The organism is Anatilimnocola aggregata, from assembly GCF_007747655.1.
In the GTDB taxonomy this organism is placed as follows: domain Bacteria; phylum Planctomycetota; class Planctomycetia; order Pirellulales; family Pirellulaceae; genus Anatilimnocola; species Anatilimnocola aggregata.
This window is the reverse complement of sequence record NZ_CP036274.1, coordinates 8,351,316-8,371,296: the sequence shown is the minus strand read 5'-3', so window position 1 is coordinate 8,371,296 and position 19,981 is coordinate 8,351,316. Positions and strand designations below refer to the sequence as shown.

Genomic DNA, 19,981 nt, shown 5'->3' with positions numbered 1-19,981 from the left:
GAAATGTTACGCACTGCGTTGCCGCAGTGCTTCGTAACAGACAATTGCGGCGGTAACGGAAACGTTGAGGCTATCGACCTGGCCCAACATGGGAAGGCGAATGGCCTGCATGTTCGTGGCTTGCCAGGCAGATGTCAGGCCGGCCATTTCGCTGCCGAGGACGATGGCTGAGGCCGGTCGATAGTCGACGGCCGTGTAGTTCACCGCCCCGTCGACGCGCGCTGTGAAGATCGACATTTTCTGCTGCTGCAGAAAGGCAATCGTCTCGGGCGCGCTGGCAGTCGCGAGGGGCACGGTGAAGATCGCTCCCAGGCTTGCGCGAATCGCGTTCGGGTTATACAAATCCGTCCGGCCATCGCAAACAATCAGCCCGTTGATGCCGGCAGCATCGGCGGTGCGCAGAACCGCCCCAAGATTGCCGGGCTTTTCGACCGCTTCGAGGACCAGGATCAGTGGCGGCTTCTTCAGTTTGGCTAACTTGGCTTGCAAGTCGGCCATCGTCGGTGTCGGCGGCTCTGCGGTCGCGACAACGCCCGCCTTGCGATCGCCGAACGAAATCTTTTCCATGACGGCCGAGGTCACATCGAGCACGTCGGCATCGCAGGCCCGCGCCTGATGGGCCAACTGTTGCTCCACATCGGGAGGCAGTATGTCGGCCTGGATGAATAGTTCTCGCAGTCGCACACCTGCGGCGAGAGCTCGTTCGATCTCGCGCGGGCCGTCGATGATGATCAGTCCTTGATCGTCGCGCCCCGAGCGATCGCGCAACCGTACTGCTTGCTTCACACGCGGATTCTGCAAGCTGGTGATCGGCGGGAGCATGACGGGCTTTCAGTGAAGTGTCGTATAGAATTCGCACGGGCAAAAACCGGGAGAAGCTCTAATGGTTCCCAACAACGAGTTTCTTCGCAAGCGGTCGCAATTGCCAAACGAGTGATTTACACTATTCTCCTGCCCTCGAATTCCTCTCGCCCGGCCCGTTGCCATGTTCATTACCTTACTGCTGATCGCTGCCGTCGCCTTCCTGGCGTACTCGAACGGCGCAAACGACAACTTCAAAGGGGTTGCATCGCTTTACGGCAGCCGCACGACCAGCTATCGCACGGCACTCACTTGGGCGACGATCACCACCGCAGCTGGCTCGCTCTGCTCGATCTTTCTCGCGAGCGCCCTGCTGAGCAAGTTCAAAGGCAAAGGACTGGTGCCGGACGAACTTGTCGGCTCCGAGTATTTCCTCCTCTCGGTGGCACTGGGCGCCGGCTGCACCGTGATTCTGGCGACGCGGTTTGGCTTTCCAATTTCCACCACCCACGGTCTGACGGGTGCGATGGTTGGCAGCGGACTAGTCGCAGCTGGCAGTCAGGTGCAGCTAGGCGTACTGGGAACCGCCTTCATGTTGCCACTGCTGCTCAGTCCGCTCATGGCGTGCGTGCTGGGCGGCCTGCTCTACGCCGTCTTTCATTGGGCTCGCTTGGGACTGCGAATCTCGAAGCAAACCTGCGTTTGCGTGGGAAATGAATTGCACGTGATTCAGCCCGCTACGGACGGCATGACGTCAACTCCGGCCGCGGGCTCGCTGACCGTCACCGTCGCAGAACAGGGAGTTTGCATCGAGCGCTATGCCGGCACCTTCAGCGGGGTGAATTGCCAGCAGTTGATGGACACCGCTCACTTTATCAGTGCGGGTGTCGTGAGCTTCGCCCGCGGATTGAACGACACGCCGAAGATCGCAGCCCTGCTGGCGATCGTTTCTTTCCTAGGCGGTCACACCAGCATGATCGTCGTCGCAGTCGCGATGGCTATCGGCGGGCTGATACACTCCGCGCGAATCGCCGAAACAATGAGCCACAAGATTACCGCCATGAATCATGGTCAGGGATTTTCGGCGAACCTGGCAACGGGGATGCTCGTGATCTGCGCCAGCCTGTTTGGCCTGCCTGTTTCGACGACCCATGTTTCCGTCGGTGCCCTGTTCGGCATCGGCGTGACGACCGGCCAAGCTGACTACAAGGTTGTCTCCGGCATTCTCCTCTCGTGGGTTCTCACGCTCCCCTGCGCGGCCCTGATCGGTGGCAGTTCCTACTGGCTGCTGACAACGTTCGCCTAGGCTGCCATTCGGGCCAGCTTCCCCGGTTTGACGACTGGCGGGGAATCACCTACAACGTAACTGTCGAGCAATCGACCGCGGCCACTGCTCGAAAGTGGCCCTCGCGAGGGGGAAACGTGAACCTGGTCAGGCCTTAATCGGAGCAGCCATAAGCGATGTACTCTTGTGCGGGGGCCTCTTTTTGGCAGCGGCCCGCATTCTCTGGTCACGTAACGCTGGCGGAGGCAGGTTTTTCGAATCGCCTGCGCCCTACTCATGGCCCTTCTTACCGGCAATCATCCCGCGGATGATTCAGCACCCGAAGCGATGACCACCGGCAATTATGTTGTCGTGGCCCGCCGTTATCGCCCGCAAGACTTTCAACAACTGGTCGGTCAGCCCCAGGTTTCGCAGGCGCTCGGCACGGCCATCCACACGAATCGAGTCGGGCATGCCTACCTGTTCACCGGCGCTCGCGGAGTGGGCAAGACGAGCACGGCGCGCATCTTTGCGAAGGCGCTGAACTGTGTGCGCGGGCCCACGACGGAGCCTTGCGGCGAGTGCGATATCTGCCAGGGAATTGCCGCGGGCAGCGATGTCGACGTGCTCGAAATCGACGGCGCGAGCAATCGCGGTATCGACGAAATCCGTCAGCTCCGATCGAACGTGAACGTCCGTCCTAGCCGGGCGCGATACAAGATTTACATCATCGACGAAGTCCACATGCTCACGACGCAGGCCTTCAATGCCCTGCTGAAAACGTTGGAAGAGCCGCCCGAGCACGTGAAGTTTATCTTCTGCACGACCGAAGCAGACAAGATCCCCATCACTGTTTTGTCGCGTTGTCAGCGGTTTGATTTTGCGCCGTTGCAAGCGCAGGCGATCGTCGATCGGCTGCAGCATATTTGCAATCTGGAAGGGGTGACCGTCGAGCCGCAAGCGCTCCAGATTCTGGCTCGCCGCGCGAATGGTTCGATGCGCGATAGCCAGTCGCTGCTCGAACAACTGCTCTCGTTCAGTGGCAAACAGTTGCTCGCAGCCGATGTGCATCGCCTGCTCGGAACGGCGCAGTCCGGTCGACTAGCAGCAATTAGTCGCGCTTTGGCCGATCATGATGCGGCCACTGCACTCGGCCTGTTGGATGAAGCGCTGCGGCAAGGTGTCGACGCGGGGCAACTCGCGGAGCAGTTGCTCGGCTACTTGCGCGACGCGATGGCCGTGCATTTGGGCTGCTCCACCGATTTGCTGCTGTCGACGGAAGCGACGGATGCTGACGAGCTGCGGCAATTGGGCGATCAATTGGGGCTGGAAACCGTGCTCGCCGCAGCACAGGTCTTGGATCAGGCCCTCGTCCGCATGAAGCAGAGCACGCAGACGCGGACGCTGGTCGAATTGGCTTTGGTAAGAATTGCCAATCTCCAGCAGTTGCAGTCGCTGCCGGCCTTAATTGCCCAGCTCCAAAGTGGTGGCCCAATTTCGCTGCCGACGGCCCCGGCCGTAGCTCGGCCGGCACAAAGTTTAGCTCCTGTGGCGCGCGATTCGCAGCCAAGCGGACCGCCAATGAACCAAGCTCGGCCTACTCCGGCTCCTCAGCCGCCAGTTCCGCCTCCGCAGCCCGCCGTCGATCAAAAAAAAACGACCGACGTCGCTGAGCCCCTAAATGATGAGCCCGCAGCACCCCAGGACGAGGTTCCTTGGGATGACCAAATGGCACTTTCTGCTTGGCGACAAGTCCTTAGCCAGATTCAAGATATGACGTCTGATTACGCCTCGCGGGCGGAGTCGGTTGCAACTTCTGGGCCAAATCAGCTGGTAGCCCGCTTTAGAAAAGCGTATACTCATGCCAAGGAGACCTGCGAACGCCCCGAGCGTCGCCAGCGGCTTGAGCAAGGACTTACCGAACTCATGGGCCGCCCGATCCGCGTGGAGTTCCAACTCCTGCCTGATGAGCCGCAAACCGTTGTGGCTGCTCCTCGTCCGCCGCAGACGGCCATTCGCCGCCGGCAGCGAATTCGAGAAGTGGAACGGAACTTGCTCGTGCAGCAGGCCATCGTCTCGTTCGAGGCTGAGATCGTCAATGTGATCGATCCGCCGGTCTCGGCCGATGACGCCACCGAGGGAGCCACCGACGTCGTCGTTGCTCCCACCGCTGAATAGCAACTCTCAACCTGAGGGAAGCCTGACAGCGGCAGTATGTCAGTCTTCTCCACGAGAGTTCACTTACCACCTTCAGCATCCTGATTGCGCGTTACTGCCCGTATGGCTCAAGTCTCGGATTCCGTCAGCAAAGTGATCGAGGAGTTTGCGAAACTCCCCGGCATCGGCCGCAAATCGGCTGAACGCTTGGCGTATCACATTCTGCGAGTTCCCAAGACCGAAGCCCTGGGGCTGGCCGACGCCATTCGCAACGTGCGCGAGAACGTCCACTATTGTTCCAGTTGCTTCAACCTGGCCGAAGCCGAGTTGTGCAGCATTTGTGCGGACCCGCGGCGCGATCGCACTCAATTGTGCGTGGTCGAACAACCGCGCGACCTGATGGCGCTCGAGCAGGCCGGCGTCTTTCGCGGCCTCTATCACGTGCTGCTTGGGCGGATCGCTCCGCTCGATGGCATCGGACCCGATCAACTCACGCTGCAGCAATTGGTGCAGCGCGTGCGACAGGGTGAGTTCCAAGAGATTGTGATGGCGACCAACCCGACCGTGGAAGGTGACGGCACGGCCTTGCACATTTCGAACTTGCTTGCCGAGTTTCCGGTGAGCATGACCCGCCTGGCCCGGGGTATTACGACGGGCAGCATTTTGGAATACACGAACAAAGAGATTCTGGCCGATGCCCTCGCGGGCCGACAGCGTCTGTAGTTCGATGACGAGATTGAGTTCAAACCGTTAGGCAAACCCAACAATCATGCGACTTTCATTTGGCCTAGAAGCTCGGCAGCTGCAAAAGCAGATTCTCGCGCCGCGGATGATCCAGTCGATGGAGATTCTGCAGTTGCCGCTGCAAGCGCTCCAAGAACGGATCGAGCAGGAACTGGGCGAAAACCCACTGCTTGAACTGCAAGAACGCGACCCCACTTTGCCGGAAGAACAATCCGACCTGGATGGGCCGAACGAACGGAGCATTGAAGACAAGCCACTGGTCGTCGACGAAGCCCATAACAATGCCGACGACTTCGAGCGTTTGCTGCAACTCGATCGCGATGTGCCCGATTATTTCGACGAAACAACTCGCCGCAGCGCGAATCGGATGGACGAAGACTCCGACCGCGCCCACGACACCATTTCGAACGTCGCCGAGCGGCCCGAATCGCTGCAAGACTATTTGATGCATCAACTGGGCGAGCTCGATATCGACGCCAAGACCATGGCGATGGCCGAGCGGATTATCTCTGCCCTCGATGCCAAAGATGGCGGCTATCTGCGCAGCAGCCTGCGAGATTTGCTTCCCGCCGATGCCTCACCCGACGATCTGCAACTGGCCGAGCAAGCACTGACACTGGTTCAATCGCTCGATCCGCCCGGCGTTGGTGCCCGCGACTTGCGCGAGTGCTTGCTACTGCAATTGAAGCCCGAAGTGGATCTGTACGACGAACAAAAAACACTGATCAGCAATCACTTGGAAGACCTGCGAGATAATCGCCTGCCGCAGATCACCAAAGCGACTGGCTACAGCATCGACCGCATCAAAGAAGCCTGGGAAGAACTGCGCAAGCTCAACCCCAAGCCGGCCGCCCAGTTCTCCGAAGTCCATACGCCGGCAGTTGAGCCGGATGTGGAGGTACAGCGGGGCGAAGGTGGCAAGTGGCAAGTCATTGTCGAAGAGAGCCGGACTCCGCAGTTGTTCATCAGCAAGCACTATCGCGAGCGACTAGCCAGCGGTGAGGCGACTCCCGAAGAGCGCGAATACATCAAGCGCAAGGTGCAAGCCGCGCAGTGGCTCATCGAATCGATCGAGCAGCGGCGCAACACGCTGACGAAAGTCGCGCAGGCCATCGTCGAACACCAAACGGCGTTTCTCGAAGATGGGCCCGAGCACATTCATCCGCTCAAGATGCAGCAGATTGCCGATAAGGTTGGCGTACACGTGACGACGGTCAGCCGGGCTGTGGACGACAAATACATTCAAACACCCCGCGGCATTTACCCGCTGCGGCGGTTCTTTGTCGGTGGTACGCACACCGATGGGGGCGAAGACGTCGCCTGGGACATCATTCGCATTCGTCTGCAGGAAATCATCGACAAGGAAGATAAGTCCAGCCCGCTCAGCGATGACGAAATCGTCAACGAGCTAAAGAAGCAAGGGCTCGAAGTGGCCCGCCGCACCGTCACGAAGTATCGCCAAAAGATGTCGATTCCTAGCAGTCGCCAACGCCGCGACTGGAGCAAGACGTAATCCAGCGCTAAGCGCTTCGGGAATGTCTCTCATTGACATTCCCGCACAGACTCAGCAGTGTGGACTACCTTGCACGCCAACTGCCGGCCGCTGCGGAAGCCGGTTCAGCGTTCTCGACATGGGCCGCAGGCATCACGCGCGAGCCATCACCAGGATCATCCCACAGCGAAAGCTTGCGCCCATCGGCGGGCTTAGCGGGAATGATCGTGGGCTGCGCTGGCTGACCCGTGGCTGGTAGCGCGGAAGGGGGCGGCGCGAGGAAGCCGGGTACTGGCGTGCTGAAGATGGGGTTCGTACTCGCCGGGCTACGCGTGGTGGGAATCACAGTCGGCGCGGTCGTGGTTGTCGCAGCTGGCTTTGGCACAGCAGCAATCGAAATGGGGTTCTCCGGCGGCGGCAATAAGGCCGAGCCGGTGCGGACGACGCCACTCGGGGGTGAGGCCTGAAACTTCACGCTTGAAGAGCGGCCGTTCGTCGCCTCTGTAAAGCCAGAGCTAATCGCGCTGGTCAAACCGCGGGGCGAAGTATCGGCATCGACCACTCGAATTGCTTCTTCGTTGCTGGAGCGCAATCGAGGTGGCGAACCAGCCAGTGAAGTGCTGTCGCTCCAGGCGTCGCTCGACCGGGCGGCAATCGCCGGGGGTGTGAAGTTGCCAGGGACCAGGATGCCCGTATGGGGATCGTAATGCGAGAGTTTATTGTCGTTGGGCCCGGAAGCGGTTGCGGGCGTAGAGCCAGCGCCAAACGGGGTGCTAGGGGGCGTGTAGTAGGGAGTTGAATTCGCGCGGGAGAGAGCCGGTTGTGGCACCACGGCGGGCCCAAACGGCGCGTACAGACTGAACTGCCCAGGTGCGTTTTGGCACCCGACCAGCAGCGTGAGGCACAACAGCATGGCGGCCCGACGAAGCATTTGGCTTGCCCAGGTAACGGGGCAAAAACAGCCGGGCGCAGCGAAAGCCAACGCCCGGATCACGACAAGTGCCGCGGAGAATAGCGAAGCTGCCATTCAGGTCAAGAGCAGCTGGCGTCTTCAGCGGGGCTGCGTGGCGTGGCTGGGGCGATTCCGGGCCGATTTCCAGGTTGATTTCTGACTTGCATTGAACAGCAAGCTACTTCGCTGGCTCGACAGTTGGTGCTGGCGTGGGCGTAGGAACAGGGGCAGACAGGGCTGCGCTACCCTTTTCGAGCTTGGCGACCAGTTGATCGAGCACGGGTTTCAGCACCGCGCCGACACCTTCGATGGCGACTACTTTTTCGATCGACTGAGTGATGCCAGCCTGGCTGTTCTTAATCAGCTTGGCGAGGGCCGGCCGGGCAGCTTCGGGAATTTGATCGACGAATACCAGCACGCTATCGAGCTTGAGATTGGCTTCTTCCAACTTGGGGAGGGCGGCCTGGGCCGATTCCACGTTAGTCACGCCGTCGAGGGTTCCCTTCAGCGCGTCGATGGCACTTTGAAAATTCTTGCCCAGGTCGAGTTCGCCAATCTTCAAGCTGGCGGCCCCTTCGGCCGCAGCTTCAACGGCGGCCTTCGCTTGCTCGCCGATACCTTCCACCTGAGTCTTGGCAGTCTCGCCTGCAGTCTCGACTTGAGTCTTGGCCTGTTCGCCGGCTTTTTCTACTTCCGCTTTCGCATCGGCAGCAGCTTTTTCCATCTTGGCTGGCGCTTGTTCTGCGGCCTTTTCTAATTCGCCAACCTTTTCGGCCGTAGCATCGGCAGCAGCCTTTTCCATCTCGGCGGTCGCTTGTTCTGCCGCCTTTTCCATTTCCGCAACCTTGGCTTCGCACCCAACCAGCAAGGCAGTAGCAACGCAAGCGCAAGACAGGCAACACGACATCCAATAACTCTTCATGGCAGACTCCCGAGTAATGGCGAATTCTCCACGACCAGCACGGCCGCGCGAGAACGGGCGATTATACCCCTGCCTGGGAATACTTGGCGACTAGCGAGTTGATGAGTTGCCTGCTTCCCATTTTTCCAGGTCGCGCAGTTGCAAGTTAAGGGCCTGCACCGAAACCTGGATCTCGCGCAGTGACAGTCCCAGCGAGGCGACCATCAGCAGCAGGCTGACGCCGAAGGTAATCTTGGCAATGAGCACCTGGCTGATGAACAGCAGGAAGATGCAAATGGTGCAGAGGAGTAAACTCAGCACCCCGCAGGCCTGCATGTTGCGAATCAATTGCACGCGATAGCGGAGGTTACCGATCTGGGCGACGATCAGTTCGTTGGGTTCGGCAGAATGGCGGTCGTGCAAGCTGCGAATCAGGGCGGCCAAGGCCAAAAAGCGGTTCGTATAGGCAAGCAATAGCAGGCTGATGGCCGGGAACAGTACGGCGGGCGTGGTCAGGTCCATCAACGGGCCCGCAGGCTGGGGCGAATCGGGAATGCCTGAAGTGTGTGCCAGCGGCGAGTTTCGGGCAAGAGTCTGAATTTGCCGGGGTCGGGAGTCTTTGGCGAAACCGGACGCTTCGAAGTCGTTAGGACGAACTCGCCAAAGACTCCCGACCCCAGGCCTACTACTTCACTTTCCCGGTATCACACGTTTCTGATGGCAGCGGCTCACTACCCTTGCCGATTTTGGCCTGACCCGGGAAACTGAGATGCTTATTGACTGCACGCGCCCGAAGAGTCGCTCATAGAAGGTACTTGCGATGGAAGCTGGGATTGTTGGCCTGCCGAATGTGGGCAAGAGCACGTTGTTTAATGCCCTCACCAGCACGCAGGGTGCGCAGGCGGCCAATTATCCGTTTTGCACAATCGAACCCAACGAGGGGATCGTCAGCGTGCCCGACGATCGGCTCGGGCGAATCACCAAGTTCATTCCACCGCAAAAAGTCATCCCCGCCATTCTCAAGCTGGTCGATATCGCTGGCATTGTGAAAGGTGCCAGCGAGGGGCAAGGCCTGGGGAACAAGTTCCTCAGCCACATTCGCCAGGTCGATGCGATTCTGCAGGTTGTCCGCTGCTTCAACGATCCGGATGTGATTCACGTGACCGGCAACGTCGATCCCCTCTCCGATATCGAGACGATCGAGATGGAGTTGATGCTCGCTGATATTCAGGCATTGGAAATCGCGCTGCCAAAGGCGCAGAAGGCGGGGCGCACCGGCGATAAAGAAGCCAAGCTGCGCGTCGCGGCCATCGAAGCTTGCCTGGCTCATTTGACGAAGGAGCTACCGCTGCGCAGTTTGAAACTAGCGGCCCCCGAGGCCGAAGCGATTCAAAGTTTTGGGCTGATGACTGCCAAGCCGATTTTGTTCGTCGCCAACGTCGACGAGTCGGACCTGCTCGGCCAGGGCCCAATGGTACAACGAGTCCGCGAGTTTGCGACCAAGATTTCGGCCGGCATCGTGCCCGTCTGTGCCAAGCTCGAGTCCGAAATTGCCGAACTCGAAGAGCCCGACCGGAGCGAAATGCTCGCGGGCGTCGGGCTGAAAGAGCCCGCTCTCGCGGCCCTCGCGCGCGAAGCTTATCGCACGCTCGGGCTGCAGAGTTACTTCACTGCCGGCGAGAAAGAAGTTCGCGCTTGGACGATTCCCGTCGGTGCCACCGCTCCGCAAGCTGCGGGGGTCATTCACAGCGATTTCGAAAAAGGCTTCATTCGCGTCGAAGTCTACTCGCTGGAAGACCTGGAAAAGTACGGCAGCGAAAAAGAACTACGCGCAGCGGGCCGTCTGCGCGTGGAGGGTAAGAATTACATCATGCAGGACGGCGATATCTGCCACTTCCTGTTTAATTGATGTTTGCAGGGGTCGGGAGTTTTTGGCGAAGGGAGTCACTCCAGTTAGCTGAATCCCTCTTCGCCAAAGACTCCCGACCCCGGACCACTTACTAAGCAGGTGGGCCAGGTACGATGCGGCGAACGTCAATCGCTTTGAGTTCAAAGTTCTGCGTGCCATCGGATTTGGGCAGATCGATATCTCCGCTTGATTCGTATTCGAAGTCGGGTGCGACAATCTTGATGCGATGCATGCCACCGACGGTCCCGCCCCCGTCACGGTTTGTGTCGTACTTACCACCTTGAATGGTCGCGTAACCTTGCGGCCCTTCATTGCCGGCAGCCGGCATGAAGTAGACCATTCCTTGCGAGACCGGCTGGCCGTCGATCGTCACACTGCCAGACGAACGAAACCGCGCGGGGCCGTCGCCACCACCAGAGCAACCCGCGAAGCCAAAGAGCGTGGTTAGACTAGCAACAGCTAACCACGCGCGAAACACTCGATCCATTGCAACTCACTCCGTTCCAAATTAACGTTGTCTGATCCTCAAGACCACTTCTCAAAGTCCTTGCATTCACTAGTCGGCATAGAGTGCTTCACCACCGCTGCGACTGGCCATGGCTTTGTAGATCGACATATCGATATTCGCGGTGATCAGCCGAACTGAACCATCGGTGAGGCCGAACTGGGCTCCGCCCGGATGGTTGCTGCCGAAGCTGATGTCGTTGAAGTTTGGGGTGGCGCTCGTGTAGACCGTGGAGTTAATTGGAAATTCAATGTTCTTGGTGCTGCTGGTCGTGTTGCCGGCACCACCGCCACGGGTCCAAATTCGCAAGCTGTGCGAACCAGTCGGTTGAAGAGCCTTCTGAAACGAGATTTCGCCCACGAGGAACGTGTTCGACGTGCCATCCGTGACAGCGGCCATCGAAATCGACTCGTACGGATTGAGAACGCCATCCGCCGCAATGTCACCATGGCCAGCCGTTGAGAGCGCATGGTCCGTGTAGGTCTGCCCCGTCTTGACATTCGTCCCTTGCGGTCCATTAATGCCGTAGTAATGCGTGGTGAAGCCAGGCAAGGTCTCCGTTGCACTCTTTTCGCCCGATGAACCGGAGCGCAACGCCGTTTGGCTCGGGCAAACACTTCCCTTCACGAACATGTGACCAACCAAGTAGTTGGCCGCACTGTTGTAGCTCGAGTTCCAGTCCACTTGGGTGTAAATGTTGTTCTGTTCCATGAACGGCAGAATCCGGAGTTGCCACGACAGGTCGCGGTTCTTCGAAATACCGTTGGTACCGCCGTAGGGAAACGCGAGCATCGTGTCGTGATAGTTTTGCAGTGCAAGGCCGTACTGCTTGAGATTGTTCGAGCAACTCATGCGGCGGGCCGCTTCGCGAGCGGCTTGCACTGCGGGGAGCAGCAGCGCTACGAGCACGCCAATAATGGCAATCACCACCAAGAGTTCAACCAGCGTAAACGCTCGTGCGCGTCCTGCTTGAATTCGCCCGGCACCAACAACACCGCAGTTCCACCAGCGTGGATTTTTCATCAGGGCACATCCGCATCAAATCACCTCATCGCAACTGCTTGTGGTCCACGGTCGGATCACGGGAGAGAGAAGCGTCGCGATATATATATTGATAGACGAACCGTTCGAATTGTTATGCGAAATGTGCGCAGTAATTCGCGCAAAAAATGCTAACCGACCCATACGTGGGGAGGGGGTGACTGGATGTCACCCAACATCGAGGGGTGCTTGCGGCAGGCCGCCTGGCGAACCTGAGCATGAGCGAGGTCGACACTCGCTCGCGTCGCATGGTCAAGATGAACAGTGAGCGCCCATTAAAGGCGTCTATCAATCTCGTGAATCGCCTCGAGTGCGCCCAGCGGCAATGAGATTCCACCTGTCGGAACTTCTGCTTCGCGCGGGTTCACGCGGATGAGTGTGGTACACCAGCGCTCACACTCGCGCCGAACCGTTGGAATGGCGAGCCCCGCGCCGAACTCGATCGCGACCAGTTGTTGGCCGGCCACTTGCTCCAGCCAAGTAGCATAGCGCTGATATTGTGCTTCGCACCGCGCGGGAAGCCAGTCGTAGTCGTCGAACATCAGAATGTTGGGGCGGGCCAGTTCGTGGCAATGCGGGCAGCGTGGCAGTTCAGAACCGGTGCGAATGGTGGCCGGGTCGATCTCGAAATGCAGCGCGTCGCCGGCCGGCCAGATGACCGACGCGCAGGGCTGGGTGCATTGCAAGTGTTGAATCGAACCATGCCGCTCAAGCACTCGCTCTTCGGGAAAGCCTGCACGCTGAAAGTGGCCATCGACATTGCTGGTGAACACGAAGTAGCGATGCTCCCGCCGTTCGCACCACTGGCGCAGAATCTCGAAGCCCGCATGAGGCCGCGTGTCGCGATACAGCTGATAGCGATGACCAAAGAAGCCCCAGGCCAATTGCGAATCGGTGCGGAACCAGTGAGGCGTCGATAACGCGGCAAACGATCGGCCGTGAAATGGCGGGTAGGCCTTCCAAAAGCCTTCACTGCCGCGAAAGTCGGGCAGTCCCGAATCGACACCCATACCCGCGCCCGCACCAATTAGCAGCGCATCAGCCTGGCGAATAGCTGCAGCAGCGAGATCGAGTGCGGTGTCGAGCATGGTCAACGTATCTCGCAAGAAACAACACTGGCCACGAAACTCGTGGCCAGGTTTGGATCCATTTGTGCAAGTCGTTCGCCGCGAGCTTAGGCGCTCTTGGCTTTCACTTCGACGGGGAACATCTTGCGACGTCCCATGACGATGTCGTCGTCGATGATGAACTTGCTTCCCTTCGGTTGATCGGGGAGTTCGAACATCACGTCGAGCATGGTTTGTTCAACAATCGAACGCAGGCCGCGGGCTCCGGTTCCCTTCACCACAGCCTTGTGAGCGATGGCGTTGAGAGCCGAGTCGCTGAACTCCAGCTGGCAGTCTTCCATCTGGAACAAGGTTTGGTACTGACGGAGCAAAGCGTTCTTGGGTTCGGTAAGGACTTTCACCAGGCCCGAGTGATCGAGCGGAGCGAGCGAGGCAATCACTGGCAAGCGGCCGATGAGTTCTGGAATCATGCCGAACTCAAGGATGTCTTCGGTCTGCACCAACGACAGCACTTCGGCGGTGTCCATCTCGTTCGTATGGCTGGTGGTCGACTGGCTGAAGCCGAGTGACTTCTTGCCGAGCCGCTTGCGAACGATGTCTTCGATGCCAACAAACGTCCCGCCGCAGATGAACAGAATGTTGGTCGTGTCCATCTGAATGTACTGCTGCTCGGGATGCTTGCGGCCCCCTTGCGGCGGAACATTGGCGACGGTCCCTTCGAGCATTTTTAGCAACGCCTGTTGCACCCCTTCGCCCGAGACGTCGCGAGTGATCGAGACGTTCTGGCTCGTCTTGCCGATCTTGTCGATTTCGTCGATGTAGAGCACGCCACGCTGGGCGGCTTCCAGGTCGAAGTCGGCAGCGTGCAGCAGCTTCAAAAGCAGGTTCTCGACGTCTTCACCCACATAACCCGCTTCGGTCAGCGTGGTGGCATCGCCGATGGCGAAGGGGACATTGAGCACGCGAGCCAAAGTGCGAGCGAGCAGCGTCTTGCCCGAGCCGGTGGGGCCCAGCAGCAGGATGTTCGATTTCTCGACTTCGACTTCTGAACCTTCGAAGCCCAGTTGCAACCGCTTGTAATGGTTGTGAACGGCGACCGACAGAACCTTCTTAGGGAAGGTCTGGCCGACGACGTACTGGTCGAGAGAACTAACCAATTCACGCGGCGTCGGAATTCGATTGAACAGAGGCTTAGTCGCGCCGCGGCGGCGTTGTTCTTGATCGAGGATCGATTGGCAGAGTTCGATACACTCGCCGCAGATGTACACATCGCCGGGCCCTTCGACGAGCGGTCCGACGTCGCGATAGCTTTTGCGACAAAACGAGCAGAAGGCGTTCTTCTTTGTGGTACTGGCGCTTCGCCGCCCTCCACTCATGTCCTTACCTGTCGGCATAGAAAACAACACTCCTTTCAGCGGAATTAAGTTGGCGGTGGGTCAACCAGGCCAACAGAATCTCAGGTGCAAGCTCGATGGCAGTGCTCTGGTCGCACAAACCGGGTAGGGGGCATCCTTGTCCGCTTAAAGTTCGAGCGTATCGGGTAACTTCGGGGAAAACTCTTGCAGATGCTGCCGACCTCCCAGGCCGGAACAGGCGATAAAGCAGGACCAGCTGGCACGGTGCGAACAGTCTTCGTGGGCCGCAAAGTTTCCCCGGGTGTTGTCCCCGGTGCGACCGCTGAAGTCTGATCTAACCCTTGTTCTGATCGTCCTTTACTCGCTGCTGGAGCTTTGCTCCTAGCACCGCTTTTATAGTTCGGTATTCGGCGTCGCTGATGTCACCCTCCTGTCGCAAATCTTGCAAGTTCGATAGCAACTGGCTGGCAGTATCTTCGGACTGCTGTGCGTTACCGCGCAACTTTCCCAGTACGACCACCGCAATCACTACCAACCCGACGAGTCCTGCGAGCCCATAAATCAGATTCGTGATGGTCTCGGGAGTGAGCTGCTTCATCGTTCTGCTGCCGTCAACTCCGCGGCGACAAGGTGTCGCGGCGTCAAAGTCCCTGTGTCCGGTAACTCCACCTGTATTATGCACATGCGGCGAAGCTAGTCCAGTTTCCGGGACCGGAAGCGGCCATTCACGCACCGCGGCTGAGGTCGATCGGCGAGCGCTGGGGCTCAGAAGAATCGCTGCGAATTCTCTGAGAACTCCCGGTACACTCCGACCGCCTGCCATCTGCCCAGATTCACCGAAACCGTCATCCCCTAGGGACTCGTTTTTCAGCAATTCTGGACAGACTTCCTCCTGGGATAAGTCGTCGGTAACAGCGCCAAAAAAGCTCGGTTCTCACCAGGGCGCTGGATATTTGCTTGCCATCATCGGCGACAGAAGAGCGAGGAATCGTTGCCTCGCCGGGAAACCATACGCAGGCTGGACTTAGGCGGTTCGAAAAAATTGGCAGCTATTTGGGGCCAATTGGAAAATCAAGGGCGCGGCGCTGCTTCGAGTCGGCAGTCATTCCGCTGACAAATCCAGTTGGCTGGATTAAATTGATCTCATGAGCCTACTCGCATGTATCAAGATAGACCCTGCCATTTGCAATGGTAAGCCGAGCGTGTGTCACTACTCCGTAGAGTGGTTGCTTTCGCTATTGCGAGCTGGCCATACACACGAGGAGATTCTCGCGCACTATGGAGACCTTTGGATCGACGATCTGTTGGCTGTGGAAGCCTATCCTGCGGCAGCAGAATATCAAGGATCGATCACGCTGCGCGAGTTAGTCCAGCAAGCCTTGCCGTGCTTCAGGGAGACAATGGATTTTGGCTTTCCGGCAGAGTTTATTTACGAAACACTGCACGCAAGCGGTCCTCTGAATCATCATCTGACCATGCGACATGGCCGTTTCTTTTGCTATGTTGAACCCCGGACGTCGCCTCTTTCTCCCGACTCGCGAGTATTCGGCCAGTACATGACTCTGTCATGGCACAGTCACGACGGGTTTTTCCGGCTTTCAAATTACATCAGTCGCGACGAATTGACATACGAGGTCGGCGGACCGGCAGGAATTTGCAATTCGTACACTGACTGCCTGGCGGTTTTTGAGAACGGCCAACTCCTTCCCTATCGGACTCACTACACAGACCTGCATGGTGTACGGAAGGTGCTCGACAAACGCCACGAGGAACACGTTCCGGAAGACTCGGAATGGTTCATAGAATTGTATCGCGATGTCGAAATTGAGTGGCTGGAATGAAGGCCTGCGTAACTTCGCTGCCTGAATTAGAATGCACCCAAAACCATCCCAGGAGCCGAATTAATGTCCACGACCCCCTCCCCCCTCGACCGTGTTCTCGATAGTTGCATTGTGGCAGTGATTCGCGCGGAAAGTGGCGAGAAGCTCGTGGATGTGGCCGAGGCGCTGCTGGCCGGCGGCGTCGATGTGATGGAAGTCACCTTCACGGTCCCCAAAGCGGTGCAAGTGCTGGAACGGGTCGCCGATAAACTGGGCGACCGCGTGCTGCTGGGTGCGGGAACCGTGCTCGATCCCGAGACCTGCCGCGCCGCGTTCCTGGCCGGTGCCCAGTTCATTGTTTCGCCGACGGTGAACGTGCAGGTCATCGAGATGTGCAAACGCTACAGTAAGCTCGTTATGCCCGGCGCGCTCACGCCGACCGAAGTCGTCACCGCCTGGCAAGCGGGGGCCGATATCGTGAAGATTTTCCCTTCGGACCTCACCGGCCCCAAATACCTTAAAGCTTTGCACGGGCCGCTGCCGCACATTCGCCTGATGCCCACCGGCGGCGTGAATCTCGAAACTGCGACCGATTTTCTTAAGGCTGGCGCTTGTGCGCTTGGCGTTGGGACTTCGCTGGTCGATCCCAAGCTGGTTGCTGCTGGCGACTTGAAGAAAATCGAAAACCTCGCCCGGCAGTACCAGCAACTGCTGAAGGAATACCGGAGCAAATAGTGCTCTACGAGTGAATTTCGACTACGTCCTTATCGCTGACGACGTAGTCGCCCTTCACCGTGCTGCCCGGGTTGATGTTGGTCCCCCAGACGCGGGCGTGCTTGAAACTAGCAGCCACATCTTTGTGAATGAGTTCGGCGACGTCCATGAGCGTGCCGCCCCGGCGCAACGTAAAGGGCTTATCAAAGTCGGCCTCCTTCTTGTTGGGCAGCTTGGTGTAAACGCGGACGATATCGAGCGCCTGGACGACCGCCGCTTTCAGTTCGTCGAGCCCCATGCCCGCTTCGGCTGAGATGTGGTGCTCGTCGAAGTCGAGGGTGATGAACTCGCGCATCAGGGCCAGACGGTCAGCCGCTTCGGGGAGATCGATCTTGTTGAGGACGAGTAATGTCTTGGTGAACGAAACCCCGATGTCGTCTTCGTCCAGATACGACTCGTTCGCGAGCCTGGTCTTGGTTCCTTTCAACTGATCAAGCACCGCCTGCAGTTGTTCGGTTCCTTCGTCGGCACCAAGATCGACCATCAGCAGCACGAGATCGCTGCCCCGAATGAGGCCAAGCAAGTTGGGGTCGAAGACGTCGGCCGAGATCGGGGGCGTATCGATCAGCTGAATGTTGATGTCTTCCCAAGGCATCATGCCCAGTTGGGGCTCGCGCGTCGTGAACGGATAGGGAGCCACTTCGGGAGTGGCCCGCGTCACCGCCTTCAGCAGCGAGCTCTTCCCCGCGTTCGGACCGCCGAGCAGGATCACCCGGCCAGCACCTTGCCGCGGCAACTTCAGACTCGGGCCACCCTTTTTAGCACTCTTTTTGGCGACTTCGACTTCCTGCTTGGCCTTGCTGATCTTTGCCTTCAGTTCGGCCTGTAGCTTGTCGGTTCCCTTGTGCTTGGGAATTTCCCGCAGCATCAGTTCCAGGCAACGGAGTTCATCCTCTGGCGTCTGAGCGCGACGATACTCTTCTTCGACCTTGTGATACTGCGGCGTGAGATTGGCAGGCATGAGCAGGATAGCGGTGAGAGGAACGGATGATTTTGATTGATGTAGCGTGGACGTCAGCCCACGTTACTGGGAAATGTGAAATTAACTCGCCGCTCGGCCACGCTTGCTATTCAGGCCGCCGATGGGGCTCGACTCGCGGCGATGAAAATGATGGCAAAGGGCGATGGCCATCGCATCGGCCACGTCGGGAGGCTCGGGAGCTTTGCTAAGGCGAAAGGGTTGAATCACCGCTTGCTGCACTTGCGCCTTCGGTGCGCGGCCGTTGCCGGTGAGGAGTTTTTTGACTTTAGTGGCGGCGTAACTTTGCACTTCGATGCCACCGAGTTGGGCGGCGAGCACGATCACGCCGCGGGCGTGCCCCATCAGGATGGCTGTCGTTGGCCGCTCGTAATGCGAATAGAGCTGCTCGATGGCCATCACTTCCGGCGAAAGGCTGGCGATGACGTCGCGAACCCCTTCGAAGATCTCTTGCAGCCGAGCAGCCAGACTTCCCGTTGACTTGCCGCGCACCACGCCCGCCTCGATCAGTTTGACTTGTTGGCCGGTGCTTTCGATCACCGCATAGCCGGTGATGTTCAGGCCGGGGTCGATGCCGACGATGCGCAGTGTAGGAAGCGTGCTCATGAGCTGCTACCAATCCGCCACTCCGTCGGCCCGCCCTTTTTGTCTTCCAGCGTGATCCCACTTTCGATCAGCTTGTTGCGAATCAGGTCGCCCGTGGCGAAGTCCTTGTTCGCACGGGCATTGGCTCGCAGTTCGATCAAGAGCGGCATCAGCTTATCGACGACACCATCGCCGCCACCGCCTCGCTTGGGCTGCACGGTTTTGAAGACGCCGAGAATTGCGGTCAACTCTCGCAGCACGCGGGCACCCTTCACCAGCGTTTGCACATCGGGGTCGGAGAACACGGCCGGTTCCGGCGCCATGGTGGTGAAGCGCTCGAGATTCTTCTGATCGGCGAACTTGTTGAGTTCGCGGAGCATGTCGAACAATTCGGCGATCGCGCCGCCGGTATTGAAGTCGTCGTCCATCTTCTCGAGGAAGTTCTTGCGCTGCTCGGCCAGAGTCTTGAGCAGTGGCTCTTTGGTATCGATCTCGTCACCCTCTTTGCGCGTTTTGGCAAAGGGAAGATTGAAGTACCGCTGCTTGGTGATTTTCTGAAAACGCTCAAAGAAGCGATAGAAGCCGTCAAGCGACTTGGCTGTTTCGGCCAGCCCTTCTTCGCCGAACATCACGGTGCTGCGATAGTGCGTGCTCAGGAGGAAGAAGCGAATTCGCTCGCCGCCGAGCCGGGCGATATCGTCAGCCAAACCGCCGGCCCCCTTTGAGCGGCTGACCTTGCCGCCGTCATCGGCTGCTGCTTCGCGATCACCCTTGCCACCGATCTTGCCGGCCGAGGCTGCTTTGCGGAGCAGGCCGTTGTGCATCCAATATTTGACCATCGGCTTGCCGTGGCAGCATTGGCTTTGCGCCAGTTCGTTCTCATGGTGCGGGAACATCAGGTCGAGCCCGCCGCCGTGGATATCGAATGTCTCGCCGAGAATCGCTTTGCACATGGCCGAGCACTCGATGTGCCAGCCAGGTCGCCCCTTGCCCCACGGGCTGTCCCAGGCGGGTTCGCCCGGCTTAGCCGCCTTCCACAGCGCAAAGTCGCCCGGGTTCCGCTTCTTCGAAGCATGCCCGCCACCTTCGCCCTGTTGATCTTCGGGCGAGCGATTGCTCAGTTTGCCGTAAGCCGGATCCTTGGCGACATCGAACAGCACGTCACCATCGGAGACATACGCGTGCCCCTTCTTAATCAGCGAGGCGTTGAAATCGATGATCCCCTGCATGTGCTCGGTGGCTTTGGGCATCTTGTCGATTTGATCGACGCCGAGCCCCGCCAGGTTGTTGAGATAGTCGATGACCATCTCATCCGCGATCGCGGCCATGGGGATGCCCCGCTCGTGCTGCTGCTGAATCAGTTTGTCGTCGACATCGGTGATGTTGACGACCCAGGTCACGTCGTAGCCGTTGTACGTGAGATACCGCTTGATCGTGTCGAAAATCACAGGCCCCACCATGTGGCCGATGTGGCTCTCTTTGTAGACCGTTGGTCCGCACAGGTAGATGCCCACCTTGCCGGGCTGCACGGTTTCGAAAGTTTCTTTGTTCTTGCTGAGAGTGTTGTAAACGCGGATGGTCATGGGTGTGGGGAGTTTAGAGTTCGTAGTTTGAAGTTCGTAGTTTTGACTTAAT

The 19,981-nt window shown here is 58.7% G+C and carries 19 protein-coding genes and 1 other RNA gene; 8 read left to right on the top strand and 12 right to left on the bottom strand.

Going from position 1 to position 19,981, the window contains the following annotated elements; all coding sequences use genetic code 11:
• Positions 1-6: 6 nt before the first annotated feature.
• Positions 7-822, bottom strand: a complete 816-nt coding sequence (locus tag ETAA8_RS31885) for a TrmH family RNA methyltransferase (RefSeq protein ID WP_145098710.1) — start codon at positions 820-822, stop codon at positions 7-9.
• Positions 823-985: 163 nt separating this feature from the next.
• Between ETAA8_RS31885 and ETAA8_RS31880 the strand changes: the two genes are divergently transcribed.
• From ETAA8_RS31880 to rpoN, 5 genes are all read left to right on the top strand, one after another.
• Positions 986-2,107 carry an inorganic phosphate transporter gene (locus ETAA8_RS31880; protein WP_145098707.1) on the top strand — a complete coding sequence of 374 codons (1,122 nt, stop codon included), beginning with the start codon at positions 986-988 and terminating at the stop codon, positions 2,105-2,107.
• 90 nt (positions 2,108-2,197) lie between these two features.
• Positions 2,198-2,292: signal recognition particle sRNA small type (ffs, locus tag ETAA8_RS31875), an RNA gene on the top strand.
• Between the two features lie 70 nt (positions 2,293-2,362).
• Positions 2,363-4,243: a DNA polymerase III subunit gamma/tau gene (gene dnaX / locus ETAA8_RS31870; protein WP_145098704.1), complete on the top strand. Its 1,881-nt coding sequence runs from the start codon at positions 2,363-2,365 to the stop codon at positions 4,241-4,243.
• Between the two features lie 102 nt (positions 4,244-4,345).
• Positions 4,346-4,945 carry a recombination mediator RecR gene (gene recR / locus ETAA8_RS31865; protein ID WP_145098702.1) on the top strand — a complete coding sequence of 200 codons (600 nt, stop codon included), beginning with the start codon at positions 4,346-4,348 and terminating at the stop codon, positions 4,943-4,945.
• 46 nt (positions 4,946-4,991) lie between these two features.
• Positions 4,992-6,479 carry an RNA polymerase factor sigma-54 gene (gene rpoN / locus ETAA8_RS31860; protein WP_145098700.1) on the top strand — a complete coding sequence of 496 codons (1,488 nt, stop codon included), beginning with the start codon at positions 4,992-4,994 and terminating at the stop codon, positions 6,477-6,479.
• A 64-nt stretch (positions 6,480-6,543) separates the two neighbouring features.
• Here the strand turns inward: rpoN and ETAA8_RS31855 are convergent, their stop codons facing one another.
• The 3 genes from ETAA8_RS31855 to ETAA8_RS31845 form a co-directional block, all read right to left on the bottom strand.
• Positions 6,544-7,389, bottom strand: coding sequence for a hypothetical protein (locus ETAA8_RS31855; RefSeq protein ID WP_145098698.1), 846 nt, complete (start codon positions 7,387-7,389; stop codon positions 6,544-6,546).
• 199 nt (positions 7,390-7,588) lie between these two features.
• Entirely contained in the window at positions 7,589-8,332 is a 744-nt protein-coding gene (locus ETAA8_RS31850; RefSeq protein ID WP_145098696.1) for a hypothetical protein, read from the bottom strand.
• A 90-nt stretch (positions 8,333-8,422) separates the two neighbouring features.
• A complete protein-coding gene (locus tag ETAA8_RS31845; protein ID WP_145098694.1) occupies positions 8,423-8,833 on the bottom strand; it encodes a DUF2721 domain-containing protein in 411 nt (136 codons plus the stop codon).
• A 298-nt stretch (positions 8,834-9,131) separates the two neighbouring features.
• Between ETAA8_RS31845 and ychF the strand changes: the two genes are divergently transcribed.
• Positions 9,132-10,220, top strand: a complete 1,089-nt coding sequence (gene ychF / locus ETAA8_RS31840; protein ID WP_145098692.1) for a redox-regulated ATPase YchF — start codon at positions 9,132-9,134, stop codon at positions 10,218-10,220.
• A gap of 91 nt (positions 10,221-10,311) precedes the next feature.
• Here the strand turns inward: ychF and ETAA8_RS31835 are convergent, their stop codons facing one another.
• The 5 genes from ETAA8_RS31835 to ETAA8_RS31815 form a co-directional block, all read right to left on the bottom strand.
• Entirely contained in the window at positions 10,312-10,707 is a 396-nt protein-coding gene (locus ETAA8_RS31835) for a hypothetical protein (protein WP_145098690.1), read from the bottom strand.
• A 69-nt stretch (positions 10,708-10,776) separates the two neighbouring features.
• Positions 10,777-11,748 carry a DUF1559 family PulG-like putative transporter gene (locus ETAA8_RS31830; RefSeq protein WP_145098688.1) on the bottom strand — a complete coding sequence of 324 codons (972 nt, stop codon included), beginning with the start codon at positions 11,746-11,748 and terminating at the stop codon, positions 10,777-10,779.
• 293 nt (positions 11,749-12,041) lie between these two features.
• Positions 12,042-12,854: an SIR2 family NAD-dependent protein deacylase gene (locus tag ETAA8_RS31825; RefSeq protein WP_145098686.1), complete on the bottom strand. Its 813-nt coding sequence runs from the start codon at positions 12,852-12,854 to the stop codon at positions 12,042-12,044.
• An 86-nt stretch (positions 12,855-12,940) separates the two neighbouring features.
• Positions 12,941-14,227 (bottom strand): ATP-dependent Clp protease ATP-binding subunit ClpX, encoded by a 1,287-nt coding sequence (clpX, locus tag ETAA8_RS31820; protein ID WP_145098683.1) that lies wholly within the window; start codon positions 14,225-14,227, stop codon positions 12,941-12,943.
• 295 nt (positions 14,228-14,522) lie between these two features.
• A complete protein-coding gene (locus ETAA8_RS31815) occupies positions 14,523-14,786 on the bottom strand; it encodes a hypothetical protein (protein WP_145098680.1) in 264 nt (87 codons plus the stop codon).
• 547 nt (positions 14,787-15,333) lie between these two features.
• Between ETAA8_RS31815 and ETAA8_RS31810 the strand changes: the two genes are divergently transcribed.
• Together ETAA8_RS31810 and ETAA8_RS31805 are read left to right on the top strand one after the other, a co-directional pair.
• Positions 15,334-16,029 carry a DUF433 domain-containing protein gene (locus tag ETAA8_RS31810; protein WP_202921393.1) on the top strand — a complete coding sequence of 232 codons (696 nt, stop codon included), beginning with the start codon at positions 15,334-15,336 and terminating at the stop codon, positions 16,027-16,029.
• Between the two features lie 63 nt (positions 16,030-16,092).
• Complete coding sequence (locus ETAA8_RS31805; RefSeq protein ID WP_145098674.1) at positions 16,093-16,743, top strand: bifunctional 4-hydroxy-2-oxoglutarate aldolase/2-dehydro-3-deoxy-phosphogluconate aldolase; 651 nt, start codon at positions 16,093-16,095, stop codon at positions 16,741-16,743.
• A gap of 4 nt (positions 16,744-16,747) precedes the next feature.
• Here the strand turns inward: ETAA8_RS31805 and ETAA8_RS31800 are convergent, their stop codons facing one another.
• From ETAA8_RS31800 to cysS, 3 genes are all read right to left on the bottom strand, one after another.
• Complete coding sequence (locus ETAA8_RS31800; protein WP_145098671.1) at positions 16,748-17,743, bottom strand: GTPase; 996 nt, start codon at positions 17,741-17,743, stop codon at positions 16,748-16,750.
• 81 nt (positions 17,744-17,824) lie between these two features.
• Entirely contained in the window at positions 17,825-18,367 is a 543-nt protein-coding gene (gene ruvC, locus ETAA8_RS31795; RefSeq protein WP_145098668.1) for a crossover junction endodeoxyribonuclease RuvC, read from the bottom strand.
• Complete coding sequence (cysS, locus tag ETAA8_RS31790; protein WP_145098665.1) at positions 18,364-19,929, bottom strand: cysteine--tRNA ligase; 1,566 nt, start codon at positions 19,927-19,929, stop codon at positions 18,364-18,366. Before cysS ends, ruvC begins: the two co-directional genes overlap by 4 nt.
• Positions 19,930-19,981: the final 52 nt, after the last annotated feature.

Coding starts and splice junctions, on each gene's coding strand:
- ETAA8_RS31885 (WP_145098710.1), bottom strand. CDS start 822: ATGCTCCCGCCGATCACCAGCTTGCAGAATCCGCGTGTGAAGCAAGCA.
- ETAA8_RS31880 (WP_145098707.1), top strand. CDS start 986: ATGTTCATTACCTTACTGCTGATCGCTGCCGTCGCCTTCCTGGCGTAC.
- dnaX (WP_145098704.1), top strand. CDS start 2,363: ATGGCCCTTCTTACCGGCAATCATCCCGCGGATGATTCAGCACCCGAA.
- recR (WP_145098702.1), top strand. CDS start 4,346: ATGGCTCAAGTCTCGGATTCCGTCAGCAAAGTGATCGAGGAGTTTGCG.
- rpoN (WP_145098700.1), top strand. CDS start 4,992: ATGCGACTTTCATTTGGCCTAGAAGCTCGGCAGCTGCAAAAGCAGATT.
- ETAA8_RS31855 (WP_145098698.1), bottom strand. CDS start 7,389: ATGCTTCGTCGGGCCGCCATGCTGTTGTGCCTCACGCTGCTGGTCGGG.
- ETAA8_RS31850 (WP_145098696.1), bottom strand. CDS start 8,332: ATGAAGAGTTATTGGATGTCGTGTTGCCTGTCTTGCGCTTGCGTTGCT.
- ETAA8_RS31845 (WP_145098694.1), bottom strand. CDS start 8,833: ATGGACCTGACCACGCCCGCCGTACTGTTCCCGGCCATCAGCCTGCTA.
- ychF (WP_145098692.1), top strand. CDS start 9,132: ATGGAAGCTGGGATTGTTGGCCTGCCGAATGTGGGCAAGAGCACGTTG.
- ETAA8_RS31835 (WP_145098690.1), bottom strand. CDS start 10,707: ATGGATCGAGTGTTTCGCGCGTGGTTAGCTGTTGCTAGTCTAACCACG.
- ETAA8_RS31830 (WP_145098688.1), bottom strand. CDS start 11,748: ATGAAAAATCCACGCTGGTGGAACTGCGGTGTTGTTGGTGCCGGGCGA.
- ETAA8_RS31825 (WP_145098686.1), bottom strand. CDS start 12,854: ATGCTCGACACCGCACTCGATCTCGCTGCTGCAGCTATTCGCCAGGCT.
- clpX (WP_145098683.1), bottom strand. CDS start 14,227: ATGCCGACAGGTAAGGACATGAGTGGAGGGCGGCGAAGCGCCAGTACC.
- ETAA8_RS31815 (WP_145098680.1), bottom strand. CDS start 14,786: ATGAAGCAGCTCACTCCCGAGACCATCACGAATCTGATTTATGGGCTC.
- ETAA8_RS31810 (WP_202921393.1), top strand. CDS start 15,334: ATGAGCCTACTCGCATGTATCAAGATAGACCCTGCCATTTGCAATGGT.
- ETAA8_RS31805 (WP_145098674.1), top strand. CDS start 16,093: ATGTCCACGACCCCCTCCCCCCTCGACCGTGTTCTCGATAGTTGCATT.
- ETAA8_RS31800 (WP_145098671.1), bottom strand. CDS start 17,743: ATGCCTGCCAATCTCACGCCGCAGTATCACAAGGTCGAAGAAGAGTAT.
- ruvC (WP_145098668.1), bottom strand. CDS start 18,367: ATGAGCACGCTTCCTACACTGCGCATCGTCGGCATCGACCCCGGCCTG.
- cysS (WP_145098665.1), bottom strand. CDS start 19,929: ATGACCATCCGCGTTTACAACACTCTCAGCAAGAACAAAGAAACTTTC.